Origin of the sequence: Shigella sp. FC1544, from assembly GCF_001722145.1 — a bacterium.
Classification (GTDB): Bacteria; Pseudomonadota; Gammaproteobacteria; order Enterobacterales; family Enterobacteriaceae; genus Escherichia; species Escherichia coli.
The window spans coordinates 15,568-32,705 of sequence record NZ_MECT01000199.1 but is presented as its reverse complement, the minus strand read 5'-3'; the positions used below and the strand labels follow the sequence as shown (position 1 = coordinate 32,705).

Sequence of the window (17,138 nt, the reverse complement as noted above, 5' to 3'; positions counted from 1 at the left end):
ACGGTTGTGGCGCACGTCTTCGGTGAACGCACTCTGGCCACACTGGAGCGTCTTCTGAGCCTGCTGTCGGCCTTTGAGGTCGTGGTATGGATGACGGATGGCTGGCCGCTGTATGAATCACGCCTGAAGGGAAAGCTGCACGTTATCAGCAAGCGTTACACTCAGCGCATTGAGCGACATAATCTGAATCTGAGACAACATCTGGCAAGGCTGGGACGGAAGTCACTGTCGTTCTCAAAATCGGTGGAGCTGCATGACAAGGTCATCGGGCATTATCTGAACATAAAACACTATCAGTAAGTTGGAGTCATTACCTAATCCACCATGTTCCAGCGCGCACAACTCTACGGCGGTACGGTAAGGCACAAAGGTTTGTAGCATGTCGGTGAGTGCAGCTTTGCGCAGGTAGTTTTGATAAGCGGGAATACCAATGGCGCTTAAAATGGCAATGATGCCAATAACCACCATCAGTTCGATAAGTGTAAAACCGCGTTGCTTGTCCATCTGTTTCGCTCCTTGATTTGGTTGGCGCTACTTTGGCAAACGCCATCAGCACAAGCGAGGGGCAAAAAACGAAACGGGAAAGCAGCTTCCGAGGTTTTTTATTTCGTTGCAGCGAAAGACAAGAAATTTGCGAGGCGTTACGAAGAAAGTTGGGGAAGGGGAGATTATCCGCCCGCGATGGAGCGGATAAATCTGTCAGCAATTAGCGAAAACGCATTGAAAGGTCGAGTGCTTGTACGTGTTTAGTTAGCGCACCGACGGAGATAAAGTCCACGCCCGTTTCGGCAAATTCGCGCAGTGTTTTGTCAGTGACGTTGCCAGACACTTCCAGTAGCGCCTTGCCGTTGGTGCGTTTGACGGCTTCGCGCATCTGTTCTGTTTCGAAGTTATCCAGCATGATGATATCGGCTCCTGCTTTCAGGGCTTCATCAAGTTCTTCCAGATTCTCTACTTCGACTTCTACTGGCGCATCCGGGTGCAGCCAGGACGCTTTTTCGACGGCCTGGCGCACTGAGCCGGAGGCAATAATATGATTTTCTTTGATCAGGAAGGCATCAGAAAGCCCCAGACGGTGATTCGCTCCGCCGCCGCAAAGTACCGCGTATTTCAGAGCTGAACGCAGGCCAGGTAAGGTTTTGCGCGTATCCAACAACTGCGTGTTGGTGCCTTCCAGTAATTCGACATAGTGGCGTACCTTACTGGCAACTCCTGAAAGGGTTTGCACAAAATTAAGCGCAGTGCGTTCGCCCGTTAACAGCACGCGGGATGGGCCTTCAAGTTCGAACAAGGGTTGATTGGCGTTGATGACATCGCCGTCATCCACATGCCAGATTATGGTGACATCGTCGCCTGCCAGTTGAATAAACACCTCTTCAACCCAGCGTTTGCCGCAAAATACGCCATTCTCGCGGGTGATCACCGTGGCATGAGAGCGAGAGTTTTCCGGTAAAAGTTTTGCCGTAATGTCATTGTTGGCATCGACTGTTCCGCCTAAATCTTCCCGCAGCGCCTGGGCCACCGCGCCGGGGATATCGAGATTAATGCGTTCCAGCAGCTCGTCACGTCGGGTGTCAGGGTTATAGCGGCGAGGCGGCATGTTAAAACTCCAGATAGCTAACGAATCATAAGGTAGAAACATGCTACTCTGAACCGGGTATTAGCACCACATATAAGGAGATCCTGCATGTTGTTAGAACAGGGGTGGCTGGTTGGCGCGCGCCGCGTTCCCTCACCACATTACGATTGCCGCCCGGATGACGAAACACCCACCCTGCTGGTGGTGCACAATATTAGCCTGCCGCCAGGCGAGTTTGGCGGTCCGTGGATCGACGCATTATTCACTGGAACTATTGATCCGCAGGCACATCCTTTCTTTGCTGAGATCGCCCATTTGCGCGTCTCCGCTCACTGTTTGATTCGCCGTGATGGTGAAATAGTCCAGTATGTTCCTTTCGATAAACGTGCATGGCATGCGGGAGTCTCTCAGTATCAGGGGCGCGAACGCTGCAATGATTTTTCTATTGGGATTGAGCTTGAAGGCACCGATACGCTGGCGTATACCGATGCGCAGTATCAACAGCTTGCGGCGGTTACGCGGGCACTGATTGATCGCTATCCAGATATCGCTAATAACATGACGGGCCATTGTGATATTGCGCCGGATCGGAAAACCGATCCCGGCCCTGCATTTGATTGGGCGCGGTTTCGTGCGCTGGTCAGCAAGGAGACAACATGACGCTATTTACAACCTTACTGGTGTTAATTTTCGAGCGCCTGTTTAAGTTGGGCGAGCACTGGCAGCTTGATCATCGTCTTGAAGCGTTCTTTCGGCGGGTGAAACATTTTTCTCTCGGGCGCACGTTAGGCATGACCATTATTGCGATGGGCGTGACTTTTTTACTGTTACGCGCATTGCAGGGAGTATTGTTCAACGTTCCCACGCTGCTGGTGTGGCTGCTGATTGGTTTGCTGTGTATTGGCGCAGGTAAAGTTCGTCTTCATTATCATGCTTATCTGACAGCTGCTTCACGTAATGATAGCCATGCCCGTGTCACGATGGCTGGCGAACTCACCATGATTCACGGCGTCCCGGCAGGCTGCGATGAACGTGAGTATTTGCGTGAGCTGCAAAATGCATTGCTGTGGATTAACTTTCGTTTTTATCTTGCTCCGCTGTTCTGGTTGATTGTGGGGGGAATCTGGGGACCCGTTACGCTGATGGGGTATGCGTTTTTGCGTGCATGGCAATACTGGCTGGCGCGATACCAGACGCCGCATCATCGTTTACAGTCCGGCATTGATGCCGTGCTTCATGTACTGGATTGGGTGCCGGTTCGTCTTGCGGGTGTGGTATATGCCTTGATCGGTCATGGGGAGAAAGCGTTACCGGCCTGGTTTGCTTCGCTGGGTGACTTCCATACTTCGCAGTATCAGGTGTTAACGCGTCTGGCGCAGTTCTCTCTGGCGCGTGAACCGCATGTCGATAAGGTGGAGACGCCGAAGGCAGCGGTTTCAATGGCGAAGAAAACCTCGTTCGTGGTCGTGGTGGTGATTGCACTACTGACGATTTACGGGGCGTTGGTGTAAAGATTATTGCCCTCACCCTGTACGGGTGAGGGCGTAGAGAGATTAATGCGCTTTTACGGCTTTGGCGGTTTTCTCTTTAAACAGATAGCCGATACCTAACACGATCAGCCATACCGGGATCAGGTATACCGAAATCGCCATTCCTGGGGTCATCAGCATAATCACCAGTACCGCCGCCATAAACAGCAGGCAGATCCAGTTACCCAGCGGATAAAGCAGAGCAGGGAAGCGAGTTACCACGCCTTGTTCCTGCTTGGCGCGACGGAATTTCATATGCGCCAGGCTAATCATCGCCCAGTTGATTACCAGTGCAGATACCACCAGCGCCATTAACAGTCCGAAAGCGGACTCTGGGGCAAGGTAGTTAATCAGTACGCACAACGCCGTTACCAGTGCAGACACCAGAATGGTATTTACTGGTACACCACGTTTATCGACAGACGCCAGCGCTTTTGGCGCATTACCCTGTTGTGCCAGACCAAACAGCATACGGCTGTTGCAATATACGCAGCTGTTGTACACGGAGAGCGCCGCAGTCAGTACCACGATGTTCAGCGCATTCGCCACAAAGGTATCGCCTAACTCGTGGAAGATCAGCACAAACGGACTGGTATCGGCGGTAACGCGGGTCCACGGCATCAGTGAGAGCAGAACGGCTAACGAACCAATATAGAAAATCAGGATGCGGTAGATAACCTGGTTAGTTGCTTTCGGTATACTTTGCTCCGGGTTATCAGCTTCTGCTGCGGTGATCCCCACCAGTTCCAGACCACCGAACGAGAACATGATAATCGCCATCATCATCACCAGCCCGGTGAAGCCGTGCGGCAGGAAACCACCCTGATCCCACAGGTTGCTAACGGTCGCCTGCGGGCCGCTGTTGCCACTGAATAGCAGCCAGCCGCCGAAGATGATCATCGCTACCACCGCGATAACTTTGATAATGGCAAACCAGAACTCCATCTCGCCAAACACTTTAACGTTGGTCAGGTTGATGGCGTTAATCACCACAAAGAATACGGCGGCAGAAACCCAGGTGGGGATTTCCGGATACCAGAACTGAATGTATTTACCCACGGCAGTCAGCTCAGCCATGGCAACTAAAACGTACAGTACCCAGTAGTTCCAGCCAGAGGCGAAACCGGCAAAACTGCCCCAGTATTTATAAGCAAAGTGGCTAAAGGAGCCTGCGACAGGTTCTTCGACCACCATTTCACCCAGCTGACGCATGATCAGAAAGGCGATAAAACCAGCAATGGCGTAACCCAGGATAATCCCTGGCCCTGCGGACTGTATTACGGAGGCGCTACCCAGGAATAACCCGGTCCCTATCGCGCCACCCAGCGCGATAAGCTGAATATGGCGGTTTTTAAGGCCGCGCTTTAGCTGCTCGCCGTGCTGTTGACCTTCCATCATGAAACCTCGTGCGGTGGTTGTTTTTTTGATCTACGCAGTGATGCGTGTGTAAGTTTGCAATTCCGTTTGTTGTATTAATTTGTTTACATCAAAGAAGTTTGAATTGTTACAAAAAGACTTCCGTCAGATCAAGAATAATGGTATGCGGCAGCGAATGCACCCGCTTTATGCATGGTTGAAGATGAGTTGCTTAAAAAGAAACCGTTTGTAAAGCTCAGCCTCAACCCCTCTCAATATGTAGAATGAATTTAAATTCGTTTTAATTGAATTAAAAATCACAAAATTGGTAAGTGAATCGGTTCAATTCGGATTTTTATAGTTTAATAATCGTTAAAAAATCCCTTTCCTACGTAAAGTCTACATTTGTGCATAGTTACAACTTTGAAACGTTATATATGTCAAGTTGTTAAAATGTGCACAGTTTCATGATTTCAATCAAAACCTGTATGGACATAAGGTGAATACTTTGTTACTTTAGCGTCACAGACATGAAATTGGTAAGACCAATTGACTTCGGCAAGTGGCTTAAGACAGGAACTCATGGCCTACAGCAAAATCCGCCAACCAAAACTCTCCGATGTGATTGAGCAGCAACTGGAGTTTTTGATCCTCGAAGGCACTCTCCGCCCGGGCGAAAAACTCCCACCGGAACGCGAACTGGCAAAACAGTTTGACGTCTCCCGTCCCTCCTTGCGTGAGGCGATTCAACGTCTCGAAGCGAAGGGCTTGTTGCTTCGTCGCCAGGGTGGCGGCACTTTTGTCCAGAGCAGCCTATGGCAAAGCTTCAGCGATCCGCTGGTGGAGCTGCTCTCCGACCATCCTGAGTCACAGTATGACTTGCTCGAAACACGACACGCCCTGGAAGGTATCGCCGCTTATTACGCTGCGCTGCGTAGTACCGATGAAGACAAGGAACGCATCTGTGAACTCCATCACGCCATAGAACTGGCGCAGCAGTCTGGCGATCTGGACGCGGAATCAAACGCCGTACTCCAGTATCAGATTGCTGTCACTGAAGCGGCCCACAATGTGGTTCTGCTTCATCTGCTAAGGTGTATGGAGCCGATGTTGGCCCAGAATGTCCGCCAGAACTTCGAATTGCTCTATTCGCGTCGCGAGATGCTGCCGCTGGTGAGTAGTCACCGCACCCGCATATTTGAAGCGATTATGGCCGGTAAGCCGGAAGAAGCGCGCGAAGCATCGCATCGCCATCTGGCCTTTATCGAAGAAATTTTGCTCGACAGAAGTCGTGAAGAGAGCCGCCGTGAGCGTTCTCTGCGTCGTCTGGAGCAACGAAAGAATTAGTGATTTTTCTGGTAAAAATTATCCAGAAGATGTTGTAAATCAAGCGCATATAAAAGCGCGGCAACTAAACGTAGAACCTGTCTTATTGAGCTTTCCGGCGAGAGTTCAATGGGACAGGTTCCAGAAAACTCAACGTTATTAGATAGATAAGGAATAACCCATGTCAGAACGTTTCCCAAATGACGTGGATCCGATCGAAACTCGCGACTGGCTCCAGGCGATCGAATCGGTCATCCGTGAAGAAGGTGTTGAGCGTGCTCAGTATCTGATCGACCAACTGCTTGCTGAAGCCCGCAAAGGCGGTGTAAACGTAGCCGCAGGCACAGGTATCAGCAACTACATCAACACCATCCCCGTTGAAGAACAACCGGAGTATCCGGGTAATCTGGAACTGGAACGCCGTATTCGTTCAGCTATCCGCTGGAACGCCATCATGACGGTGCTGCGTGCGTCGAAAAAAGACCTCGAACTGGGCGGCCATATGGCGTCCTTCCAGTCTTCCGCAACCATTTATGATGTGTGCTTTAACCACTTCTTCCGTGCACGCAACGAGCAGGATGGCGGCGACCTGGTTTACTTCCAGGGCCACATCTCCCCGGGCGTGTACGCACGTGCTTTCCTGGAAGGTCGTCTGACTCAGGAGCAGCTGGATAACTTCCGTCAGGAAGTTCACGGCAATGGCCTCTCTTCCTATCCGCACCCGAAACTGATGCCGGAATTCTGGCAGTTCCCGACCGTATCTATGGGGCTGGGGCCGATTGGTGCTATTTACCAGGCTAAATTCCTGAAATATCTGGAACACCGTGGCCTGAAAGATACCTCTAAACAGACCGTTTACGCGTTCCTCGGCGACGGTGAAATGGACGAACCGGAATCTAAAGGTGCGATCACCATCGCTACCCGTGAAAAACTGGATAACCTGGTCTTCGTTATCAACTGTAACCTGCAGCGTCTTGACGGCCCGGTCACCGGTAACGGCAAGATCATCAACGAACTGGAAGGCATCTTCGAAGGTGCTGGCTGGAACGTGATCAAAGTGATGTGGGGTAGCCGTTGGGATGATCTGCTGCGTAAAGATACCAGCGGTAAACTGATCCAGCTGATGAACGAAACCGTTGACGGCGACTACCAGACCTTCAAATCGAAAGATGGTGCGTACGTTCGTGAACACTTCTTCGGTAAATATCCTGAAACCGCAGCACTGGTTGCAGACTGGACTGACGAGCAGATCTGGGCACTGAACCGTGGTGGTCACGATCCGAAGAAAATCTACGCTGCATTCAAGAAAGCGCAGGAAACCAAAGGCAAAGCGACAGTAATCCTTGCTCATTCCATTAAAGGTTACGGCATGGGCGACGCGGCTGAAGGTAAAAACATCGCGCACCAGGTTAAGAAAATGAACATGGACGGCGTGCGTCACATCCGCGACCGTTTCAATGTGCCGGTGTCTGATGCAGATATCGAAAAACTGCCGTACATCACCTTCCCGGAAGGTTCTGAAGAGCATACCTATCTGCACGCACAGCGTCAGAAACTGCACGGTTATCTGCCAAGCCGTCAGCCGAACTTCACCGAGAAGCTTGAGCTGCCGAGCCTGCAAGACTTCGGCGCGCTGCTGGAAGAGCAGAGCAAAGAGATCTCTACCACTATCGCTTTCGTTCGTGCCCTGAACGTAATGCTGAAGAACAAGTCGATCAAAGATCGTCTGGTACCGATCATCGCCGACGAAGCGCGTACTTTCGGTATGGAAGGTCTGTTCCGTCAGATTGGTATTTACAGCCCGAACGGTCAGCAGTACACCCCGCAGGACCGCGAGCAGGTTGCTTACTATAAAGAAGACGAGAAAGGTCAGATTCTGCAGGAAGGGATCAACGAGCTGGGCGCAGGTTGTTCCTGGCTGGCAGCGGCGACCTCTTACAGCACCAACAATCTGCCGATGATCCCGTTCTACATCTATTACTCGATGTTCGGCTTCCAGCGTATTGGCGATCTGTGCTGGGCGGCTGGCGACCAGCAAGCGCGTGGCTTCCTGATCGGCGGTACTTCCGGTCGTACCACCCTGAACGGAGAAGGTCTGCAGCATGAAGATGGTCACAGCCACATTCAGTCGCTGACTATTCCGAACTGTATCTCTTACGACCCGGCTTACGCTTACGAAGTTGCTGTCATTATGCATGACGGTCTGGAGCGTATGTACGGTGAAAAACAAGAGAACGTTTACTACTACATCACCACGCTGAACGAAAACTACCACATGCCGGCAATGCCGGAAGGTGCTGAGGAAGGTATCCGTAAAGGTATCTACAAACTCGAAACCATTGAAGGTAGCAAAGGTAAAGTTCAGCTGCTGGGCTCCGGTTCTATCCTGCGTCACGTCCGTGAAGCGGCAGAGATCCTGGCGAAAGATTACGGCGTAGGTTCTGACGTTTATAGCGTGACCTCCTTCACCGAGCTGGCGCGTGATGGTCAGGATTGTGAACGCTGGAACATGCTTCATCCGCTGGAAACTCCGCGCGTTCCGTATATCGCTCAGGTGATGAACGACGCTCCGGCAGTGGCATCTACCGACTATATGAAACTGTTCGCTGAGCAGGTCCGTACTTACGTACCGGCTGACGACTACCGCGTACTGGGTACTGATGGCTTCGGTCGTTCCGACAGCCGTGAGAACCTGCGTCACCACTTCGAAGTTGATGCTTCTTATGTCGTGGTTGCGGCGCTGGGCGAACTGGCTAAACGTGGCGAAATCGATAAGAAAGTGGTTGCTGACGCAATCGCCAAATTCAACATCGATGCAGATAAAGTTAACCCGCGTCTGGCGTAAGAGGTAAAAGAATAATGGCTATCGAAATCAAAGTACCGGACATCGGGGCTGATGAAGTTGAAATCACCGAGATCCTGGTCAAAGTGGGCGACAAAGTTGAAGCCGAACAGTCGCTGATCACCGTAGAAGGCGACAAAGCCTCTATGGAAGTTCCGTCTCCGCAGGCGGGTATCGTTAAAGAGATCAAAGTCTCTGTTGGCGATAAAACCCAGACCGGCGCACTGATTATGATTTTCGATTCCGCCGACGGTGCAGCAGACGCTGCACCTGCTCAGGCAGAAGAGAAGAAAGAAGCAGCTCCGGCAGCAGCACCCGCGGCTGCGGCGGCAAAAGACGTTAACGTTCCGGATATCGGCAGCGACGAAGTTGAAGTGACCGAAATCCTGGTGAAAGTTGGCGATAAAGTTGAAGCTGAACAGTCGCTGATCACCGTAGAAGGCGATAAAGCTTCTATGGAAGTTCCGGCTCCGTTTGCTGGCACCGTGAAAGAGATCAAAGTGAACGTGGGTGACAAAGTGTCTACCGGCTCGCTGATTATGGTCTTCGAAGTCGCGGGTGAAGCAGGCGCGGCAGCTCCGGCGGCTAAACAGGAAGCGGCTCCGGCAGCGGCCCCTGCACCAGCAGCTGGCGTGAAAGAAGTTAACGTTCCGGATATCGGCGGTGACGAAGTTGAAGTGACTGAAGTGATGGTGAAAGTGGGCGACAAAGTTGCCGCTGAACAGTCACTGATCACCGTAGAAGGCGACAAAGCTTCTATGGAAGTTCCGGCGCCGTTTGCAGGCGTCGTGAAGGAACTGAAAGTCAACGTTGGCGATAAAGTGAAAACTGGCTCGCTGATTATGATCTTCGAAGTTGAAGGCGCAGCGCCTGCGGCAGCTCCTGCGAAACAGGAAGCGGCAGCGCCGGCACCGGCAGCAAAAGCTGAAGCCCCGGCAGCAGCACCAGCTGCGAAAGCGGAAGGCAAATCTGAATTTGCTGAAAACGACGCTTATGTTCACGCGACTCCGCTGATCCGCCGTCTGGCACGCGAGTTTGGTGTTAACCTGGCGAAAGTGAAGGGCACTGGCCGTAAAGGTCGTATCCTGCGCGAAGACGTTCAGGCTTACGTGAAAGAAGCTATCAAACGTGCAGAAGCAGCTCCGGCGGCGACTGGCGGCGGTATCCCAGGCATGCTGCCGTGGCCGAAGGTGGACTTCAGCAAGTTTGGTGAAATCGAAGAAGTGGAACTGGGCCGTATCCAGAAAATTTCTGGTGCTAACCTGAGCCGTAACTGGGTGATGATCCCGCATGTTACCCACTTCGACAAAACCGATATCACCGAGCTGGAAGCGTTCCGTAAACAGCAGAACGAAGAAGCGGCGAAACGTAAGCTGGATGTGAAGATCACCCCGGTTGTCTTCATCATGAAAGCCGTTGCTGCAGCTCTTGAGCAGATGCCTCGCTTCAATAGTTCGCTGTCGGAAGACGGTCAGCGTCTGACCCTGAAGAAATACATCAACATCGGTGTGGCGGTGGATACCCCGAACGGTCTGGTTGTTCCGGTATTCAAAGACGTCAACAAGAAAGGCATCATCGAGCTGTCTCGCGAGCTGATGACTATTTCTAAGAAAGCGCGTGACGGTAAGCTGACTGCGGGCGAAATGCAGGGCGGTTGCTTCACCATCTCCAGCATCGGCGGCCTGGGTACTACCCACTTCGCGCCGATTGTGAACGCGCCGGAAGTGGCTATCCTCGGCGTTTCCAAGTCCGCGATGGAGCCGGTGTGGAATGGTAAAGAGTTCGTGCCGCGTCTGATGCTGCCGCTTTCTCTCTCCTTCGACCACCGCGTGATCGACGGTGCTGATGGTGCCCGTTTCATTACCATCATTAACAACACGCTGTCTGACATTCGCCGTCTGGTGATGTAAGTAAAAGAGCCGGCCCAACGGCCGGCTTTTTTCTGGTAATCTCATGAATGTATTGAGGTTATTAGCGAATAGACAAATCGGTTGCCGTTTGTTGTTTAAAAATTGTTAACAATTTTGTAAAATACCGACGGATAGAACGACCCGGTGGTGGTTAGGGTATTACTTCACATACCCTATGGATTTCTGGGTGCAGCAAGGTAGCAAGCGCCAGAATCCCCAGGGGCTTACATAAGTAAGTGACTGGGGTGAGGGCGTGAAGCTAACGCCGCTGCGGCCTGAAAGACGACGGGTATGACCGCCGGAGATAAATATATAGAGGTCATGATGAGTACTGAAATCAAAACTCAGGTCGTGGTACTTGGGGCAGGCCCCGCAGGTTACTCCGCTGCCTTCCGTTGCGCTGATTTAGGTCTGGAAACCGTAATCGTAGAACGTTACAACACCCTTGGCGGTGTTTGCCTGAACGTCGGCTGTATCCCTTCTAAAGCACTGCTGCACGTAGCAAAAGTTATCGAAGAAGCCAAAGCGCTGGCTGAACACGGTATCGTCTTCGGCGAACCGAAAACCGATATTGACAAGATTCGTACCTGGAAAGAGAAAGTGATCAATCAGCTGACCGGTGGTCTGGCTGGTATGGCGAAAGGCCGCAAAGTCAAAGTGGTCAACGGTCTGGGTAAATTTACCGGGGCTAACACCCTGGAAGTTGAAGGTGAGAACGGTAAAACCGTGATCAACTTCGACAACGCGATCATTGCAGCGGGTTCTCGCCCGATCCAACTGCCGTTTATTCCGCATGAAGATCCGCGTATCTGGGACTCCACTGACGCGCTGGAACTGAAAGAAGTACCAGAACGCCTGCTGGTAATGGGTGGCGGTATCATCGGTCTGGAAATGGGCACCGTATACCACGCGCTGGGTTCACAGATTGACGTGGTTGAAATGTTCGACCAGGTTATCCCGGCAGCTGACAAAGACATCGTTAAAGTCTTCACCAAGCGTATCAGCAAGAAATTCAACCTGATGCTGGAAACCAAAGTTACCGCTGTTGAAGCGAAAGAAGACGGTATTTATGTGACGATGGAAGGCAAAAAAGCACCCGCTGAACCGCAGCGTTACGACGCCGTGCTGGTAGCGATTGGTCGTGTGCCGAACGGTAAAAACCTCGACGCAGGCAAAGCTGGCGTGGAAGTGGACGACCGTGGTTTCATCCGCGTTGACAAACAGCTGCGTACCAACGTACCGCACATCTTTGCTATCGGCGATATCGTTGGTCAGCCGATGCTGGCACACAAAGGTGTTCACGAAGGTCACGTTGCCGCTGAAGTTATCGCCGGTAAAAAACACTACTTCGATCCGAAAGTTATCCCGTCTATCGCCTATACCGAACCAGAAGTTGCATGGGTAGGTCTGACTGAGAAAGAAGCGAAAGAGAAAGGCATCAGCTATGAAACCGCCACCTTCCCGTGGGCTGCTTCTGGTCGTGCTATCGCTTCCGACTGCGCAGACGGTATGACCAAGCTGATTTTCGACAAAGAATCTCACCGTGTGATCGGTGGTGCGATTGTCGGTACCAACGGCGGCGAGCTGCTGGGTGAAATCGGCCTGGCAATCGAAATGGGTTGTGACGCTGAAGACATCGCGCTGACCATCCATGCGCACCCGACTCTGCACGAGTCTGTGGGCCTGGCGGCAGAAGTGTTCGAAGGTAGCATTACCGACCTGCCGAACCCGAAAGCGAAGAAGAAGTAATTTTTCGTTTGCCGGAACATCCGGCAATTAAAAAAGCGGCTAACCACGCCGCTTTTTTTACGTCTGTAATTTACCTTTCCAGTCGCCTTGCTCCGCGCTCAGAGAGACGTTCGCGTACTGCTGACCGTTGATCGTTATTCAATCTTGCAGTACGGTTACTGTCGTTTAGACGTTGTGGGCGGCTCTCCTGAACTCTCTCCCGAAAAACCTGACGTTGTTCAGGTGATGCTGATTGAACACGCTGGCGGGCGTTATCACGTTGCTGTTGGTTCAGTGGGCGCTGCTGTACTTTTTCCTTAAACACCTGGCGCTGCTCAGGAGAAGCTGACTGATAACGCTGACGAGCGGCGTCCTTTTGTTGCTGGGTCAGGGGTTGGCGACGGCTGAAGTCGCGGAAGTCGTCATAGCTCCGCTTCATTAAACCGCTGTGCCGCTGCCTGACGTTGGGTATCTCGTGTAATGACGGGGGCGGCGTGTGTTCGTTGCTGAAACTGACTTGCTGCCGTCTGACGCTGGCTGTCGCGTGTTGGAGCAGGTAGCTGCGTGGCACTCATTCCGCCGTTGACATCGGTTTGATGAAACCGCTTTGCCATATCCTGATCATGATAGGGCATACCATTACGGTAGTTTGGATTGTGCCGCCATGCCATATTCTTATCAGTAAGATGCTCACCGGTGATACGGTTGAAATTGTTGACGTCGATATTGATGTTGTCGCCGTTGTGTTGCCAGCCATTACCGTCACGATGACCGCCATCGTGGTGATGATAATCATCATCGTCATGATGATGATGGTCATGATCGTCGTCATCCCAGTCGATGCTGCTGAATAGTGCGTACGTGGTAGCAACACCCATGCTATAGCCGAATCCGCGCACAAAGCTGTCAATAAACGGTTCTCCGGCTGGTGGTGGCAGATAAACCGGCGGATACGCAGTATTGGCCCAGTTCCCGTAAACCATGGTTGGGTTGTAGTTGGGAATATAGACCACATCAGGATTGGCGGGCTCAATGGAAATGACGGTTGTTGCAGGCTCTGTAATGACGGGGCTGGCAGTTAAAACGGTATTGGATGGTATGACGGGTGCAGTGACTGTCTGTTTTACCGGTACAGCTTTCTTCGTTGTGGTAATAACTTTTTGTTCGTTTGATGACTTCAGCGAACCGGTTTGTTGCGCCAGTTGCCGCAATCGCTGTACCGAGTCCATCACGTCCTGCGGCTGCGCCAGAAAAGCATCGCCCAGGTTTTGCACCCATTGCGGGTTTTCGCCCATCAATGCCATCAATTGTGGAAAGGCCACCAGTGATTTAACGCTGGCGTCCCACGGCTGGTCAGATACCGCCTGAATAGCAGCATCGCCTTGTTTAAGTGGATTATCGTGCGACCATTGCACTGCTTGAGCAACGTTTGCCGGATAGGTTGATGCCATCAGCACCTGCGAAAGTAGGGCGTCGGGATACAGCGCGACGGGCGCGACCCATTGATCTATTTGTGCAGTGCTGAATGCGGATTTAACGACGGCGGGTGTTACGGGAGGCGCGGAAACCGTTGCAGGAAGCGTAACCGCGGCAGCGTCAGACACAGCCAGTTGTGTCGATTGCGTTTCCACAGCCGCTTCCACTGTGCGGCTTTTTATATATAGCCCGGCAGAGGCGGCACAAAGCCCGGCACTGCAAATTAGTGCCAGCACATGGGGTTTAAACGGCAAAGTCATTTTCATAATTTGGATCTCAAGGAAATCGCAATGGTCGGCGAACTGCCACCCGCAGGTGCTGTTAATCCGAGTATAAAGAGGCGGTAGTTTAAATTTTGACTAATCTTGGGATTCGTTGAGAAAGGTGATTATCACCATGCGAATTAACGAAGTTTTTACGGAGGGAAACAATCTCTAGACCATCCTTAACGATTCAGCCACTTTTTTATGTTGCTTTTTTGTAAACAGATTAACACGTCGTCAAAATCCTGCTATTCTGCCCGTTGCGGTACTGGGCATTTACCCTACAAACTGCTGTCTCACAGGAGCGTGAAGAGAATCGCCTGCCGCACTATGACAATGAGAGCGAGGAGAACCGTCGTGCTAGAAGAATACCGTAAGCACGTAGCTGAGCGTGCCGCTGAGGGGATTGCGCCCAAACCCCTGGATGCAAACCAAATGGCCGCACTTGTAGAGCTGCTGAAAAACCCGCCCGCGGGCGAAGAAGAATTCCTGTTAGATCTGTTAACCAACCGTGTTCCCCCTGGCGTCGATGAAGCCGCCTATGTCAAAGCAGGCTTCCTGGCTGCTATCGCGAAAGGCGAAGCCAAATCCCCTCTGCTGACTCCGGAAAAAGCCATCGAACTGCTGGGCACCATGCAGGGTGGTTACAACATTCATCCGCTGATCGACGCGCTGGATGATGCCAAATTGGCACCGATCGCTGCCAAAGCACTTTCTCACACACTGCTGATGTTCGATAACTTCTATGACGTAGAAGAGAAAGCGAAAGCAGGCAACGAATATGCGAAGCAGGTAATGCAGTCCTGGGCGGATGCCGAATGGTTTCTGAATCGCCCGGCGCTGGCTGAAAAACTGACCGTTACCGTCTTCAAAGTCACTGGCGAAACCAACACCGATGACCTTTCTCCGGCACCGGATGCGTGGTCGCGCCCGGATATCCCACTGCACGCGCTGGCGATGCTGAAAAACGCCCGTGAAGGTATTGAGCCAGACCAGCCAGGTGTTGTTGGCCCGATCAAACAGATTGAAGCTCTGCAACAGAAAGGTTTCCCGCTGGCGTACGTCGGTGACGTTGTGGGTACGGGTTCATCGCGTAAATCCGCCACGAACTCCGTTCTGTGGTTTATGGGCGATGATATTCCACATGTGCCGAACAAACGCGGCGGTGGTTTGTGCCTCGGCGGTAAAATTGCACCCATCTTCTTTAACACGATGGAAGACGCGGGTGCACTGCCAATCGAAGTCGACGTCTCTAACCTGAACATGGGCGACGTGATTGACGTTTACCCGTACAAAGGTGAAGTGCGTAACCACGAAACAGGCGAACTGCTGGCGACCTTCGAACTGAAAACCGACGTGCTGATTGATGAAGTGCGTGCTGGCGGCCGTATCCCGCTGATTATCGGGCGTGGCCTGACCACCAAAGCGCGTGAAGCACTTGGTCTGCCGCACAGTGATGTGTTCCGTCAGGCGAAAGATGTCGCTGAGAGCGATCGCGGCTTCTCGCTGGCGCAGAAAATGGTAGGCCGTGCCTGTGGCGTGAAAGGCATTCGTCCGGGCGCGTACTGCGAACCGAAAATGACTTCTGTAGGTTCACAGGACACTACCGGCCCGATGACCCGTGATGAACTGAAAGACCTGGCGTGCCTGGGCTTCTCGGCTGACCTGGTGATGCAGTCTTTCTGCCACACCGCGGCGTATCCGAAGCCAGTTGACGTGAACACGCACCACACGCTGCCGGACTTCATTATGAACCGTGGCGGTGTGTCGCTGCGTCCGGGTGACGGCGTAATCCACTCCTGGCTGAACCGTATGCTGCTGCCGGATACCGTCGGTACCGGAGGTGACTCCCATACCCGTTTCCCGATCGGTATCTCTTTCCCGGCGGGTTCTGGTCTGGTGGCATTTGCAGCCGCAACAGGCGTAATGCCGCTGGATATGCCGGAATCCGTTCTGGTGCGCTTCAAAGGCAAAATGCAGCCGGGCATCACCCTGCGCGATCTGGTACACGCCATTCCGCTGTATGCCATCAAACAAGGTCTGCTGACCGTTGAGAAGAAAGGCAAGAAAAACATCTTCTCTGGCCGCATTCTGGAAATTGAAGGTCTGCCGGATCTGAAAGTTGAGCAGGCCTTTGAGCTTACCGATGCGTCCGCTGAGCGTTCTGCCGCTGGTTGTACTATCAAGCTGAACAAAGAACCAATCATCGAATACCTTAACTCTAATATCGTCCTGCTGAAGTGGATGATCGCGGAAGGTTACGGCGATCGTCGTACCCTGGAACGTCGTATTCAGGGCATGGAAAAATGGCTGGCGAATCCTGAGCTGCTGGAAGCCGATGCAGATGCGGAATACGCGGCAGTGATTGACATCGATCTGGCGGATATTAAAGAGCCAATCCTGTGTGCTCCGAACGACCCGGATGACGCGCGTCCGCTGTCTGCGGTACAGGGCGAGAAGATCGACGAAGTATTTATCGGTTCTTGCATGACTAACATCGGTCACTTCCGTGCTGCGGGTAAACTGCTGGATGCGCATAAAGGCCAGTTGCCGACCCGCCTGTGGGTGGCACCGCCAACCCGTATGGACGCCGCACAGTTGACTGAAGAAGGCTACTACAGCGTCTTCGGTAAGAGCGGGGCTCGTATCGAGATCCCGGGCTGTTCTCTGTGTATGGGTAACCAGGCGCGTGTAGCAGACGGTGCGACGGTGGTTTCCACCTCTACCCGTAACTTCCCGAACCGTCTGGGGACTGGCGCGAATGTCTTCCTGGCTTCTGCAGAACTGGCGGCTGTTGCGGCGCTGATTGGCAAACTGCCGACGCCGGAAGAGTACCAGACCTACGTTGCGCAAGTAGATAAAACTGCCGTTGATACTTATCGTTATCTGAACTTCAACCAACTTTCTCAGTACACCGAAAAAGCCGATGGGGTGATTTTCCAGACTGCGGTGTAATAAGTAAGCGCACGCGCTGCGCATAAACGACACAATGCCCGGTGAATGAGATTCCCGGGCATTTTTTATTTCTAAACCATCGCCGTTCCGCTGTTTTTCTCCGGTAAGGCTGCGATAATTACATCAATGGCGCAATGCGATTTCGGCGCATTGCCGGGAGCAGAGGAACACACT

General features: G+C 52.4%; 9 protein-coding genes and 3 pseudogenes. 8 read left to right on the top strand and 4 right to left on the bottom strand.

What is annotated here, in order from left to right; all coding sequences use genetic code 11:
- Positions 1 to 300, top strand: a pseudogene (locus tag BGK49_RS26655) (IS1-like element IS1X2 family transposase); the annotation flags it as partial.
- A gap of 15 nt (positions 301 to 315) precedes the next feature.
- Here BGK49_RS26655 and BGK49_RS11660 read toward each other — a convergent pair.
- Both BGK49_RS11660 and nadC read right to left on the bottom strand, forming a co-directional pair.
- Positions 316 to 504, bottom strand: a pseudogene (locus BGK49_RS11660) (prepilin-type N-terminal cleavage/methylation domain-containing protein); the annotation flags it as partial.
- 202 nt (positions 505 to 706) lie between these two features.
- The gene (gene nadC / locus BGK49_RS11650) at positions 707 to 1,600 is read right to left on the bottom strand and encodes a carboxylating nicotinate-nucleotide diphosphorylase (protein WP_001135168.1); all 894 of its coding nucleotides are present in this window, start codon (positions 1,598 to 1,600) and stop codon (positions 707 to 709) included.
- An 87-nt stretch (positions 1,601 to 1,687) separates the two neighbouring features.
- Here nadC and ampD point away from each other — a divergent pair, with 87 nt between their 5' ends.
- Both ampD and ampE read left to right on the top strand, forming a co-directional pair.
- Positions 1,688 to 2,239 (top strand): 1,6-anhydro-N-acetylmuramyl-L-alanine amidase AmpD, encoded by a 552-nt coding sequence (ampD, locus tag BGK49_RS11645; protein WP_000923726.1) that lies wholly within the window; start codon positions 1,688 to 1,690, stop codon positions 2,237 to 2,239.
- Positions 2,236 to 3,090, top strand: a complete 855-nt coding sequence (ampE, locus tag BGK49_RS11640) for a beta-lactamase regulator AmpE (protein ID WP_000172015.1) — start codon at positions 2,236 to 2,238, stop codon at positions 3,088 to 3,090. Before ampD ends, ampE begins: the two co-directional genes overlap by 4 nt.
- A 42-nt stretch (positions 3,091 to 3,132) precedes the next feature.
- Here the strand turns inward: ampE and aroP are convergent, their stop codons facing one another.
- Complete coding sequence (aroP, locus tag BGK49_RS11635) at positions 3,133 to 4,506, bottom strand: aromatic amino acid transporter AroP (protein WP_000969917.1); 1,374 nt, start codon at positions 4,504 to 4,506, stop codon at positions 3,133 to 3,135.
- A gap of 540 nt (positions 4,507 to 5,046) precedes the next feature.
- Here aroP and pdhR point away from each other — a divergent pair.
- The 4 genes from pdhR (at position 5,047) to lpdA (ending at position 12,291) form a co-directional block, all read left to right on the top strand.
- Positions 5,047 to 5,811 carry a pyruvate dehydrogenase complex transcriptional repressor PdhR gene (gene pdhR / locus BGK49_RS11630; RefSeq protein WP_000331773.1) on the top strand — a complete coding sequence of 255 codons (765 nt, stop codon included), beginning with the start codon at positions 5,047 to 5,049 and terminating at the stop codon, positions 5,809 to 5,811.
- Positions 5,812 to 5,971: 160 nt separating this feature from the next.
- Positions 5,972 to 8,635: a pyruvate dehydrogenase (acetyl-transferring), homodimeric type gene (aceE, locus tag BGK49_RS11625; RefSeq protein WP_000003811.1), complete on the top strand. Its 2,664-nt coding sequence runs from the start codon at positions 5,972 to 5,974 to the stop codon at positions 8,633 to 8,635.
- 14 nt (positions 8,636 to 8,649) lie between these two features.
- Complete coding sequence (gene aceF / locus BGK49_RS11620) at positions 8,650 to 10,542, top strand: pyruvate dehydrogenase complex dihydrolipoyllysine-residue acetyltransferase (RefSeq protein WP_000963519.1); 1,893 nt, start codon at positions 8,650 to 8,652, stop codon at positions 10,540 to 10,542.
- 324 nt (positions 10,543 to 10,866) lie between these two features.
- The gene (gene lpdA / locus BGK49_RS11615) at positions 10,867 to 12,291 is read left to right on the top strand and encodes a dihydrolipoyl dehydrogenase (RefSeq protein ID WP_000102485.1); all 1,425 of its coding nucleotides are present in this window, start codon (positions 10,867 to 10,869) and stop codon (positions 12,289 to 12,291) included.
- Between the two features lie 70 nt (positions 12,292 to 12,361).
- On the opposite strand, the pseudogene BGK49_RS11610 reads toward lpdA, so the two are convergent.
- Positions 12,362 to 14,012, bottom strand: a pseudogene (locus BGK49_RS11610) (DUF3300 domain-containing protein).
- A gap of 354 nt (positions 14,013 to 14,366) precedes the next feature.
- Here BGK49_RS11610 and acnB point away from each other — a divergent pair.
- A complete protein-coding gene (gene acnB / locus BGK49_RS11605; RefSeq protein ID WP_001307570.1) occupies positions 14,367 to 16,964 on the top strand; it encodes a bifunctional aconitate hydratase 2/2-methylisocitrate dehydratase in 2,598 nt (865 codons plus the stop codon).
- Positions 16,965 to 17,138 lie beyond the last annotated feature (174 nt).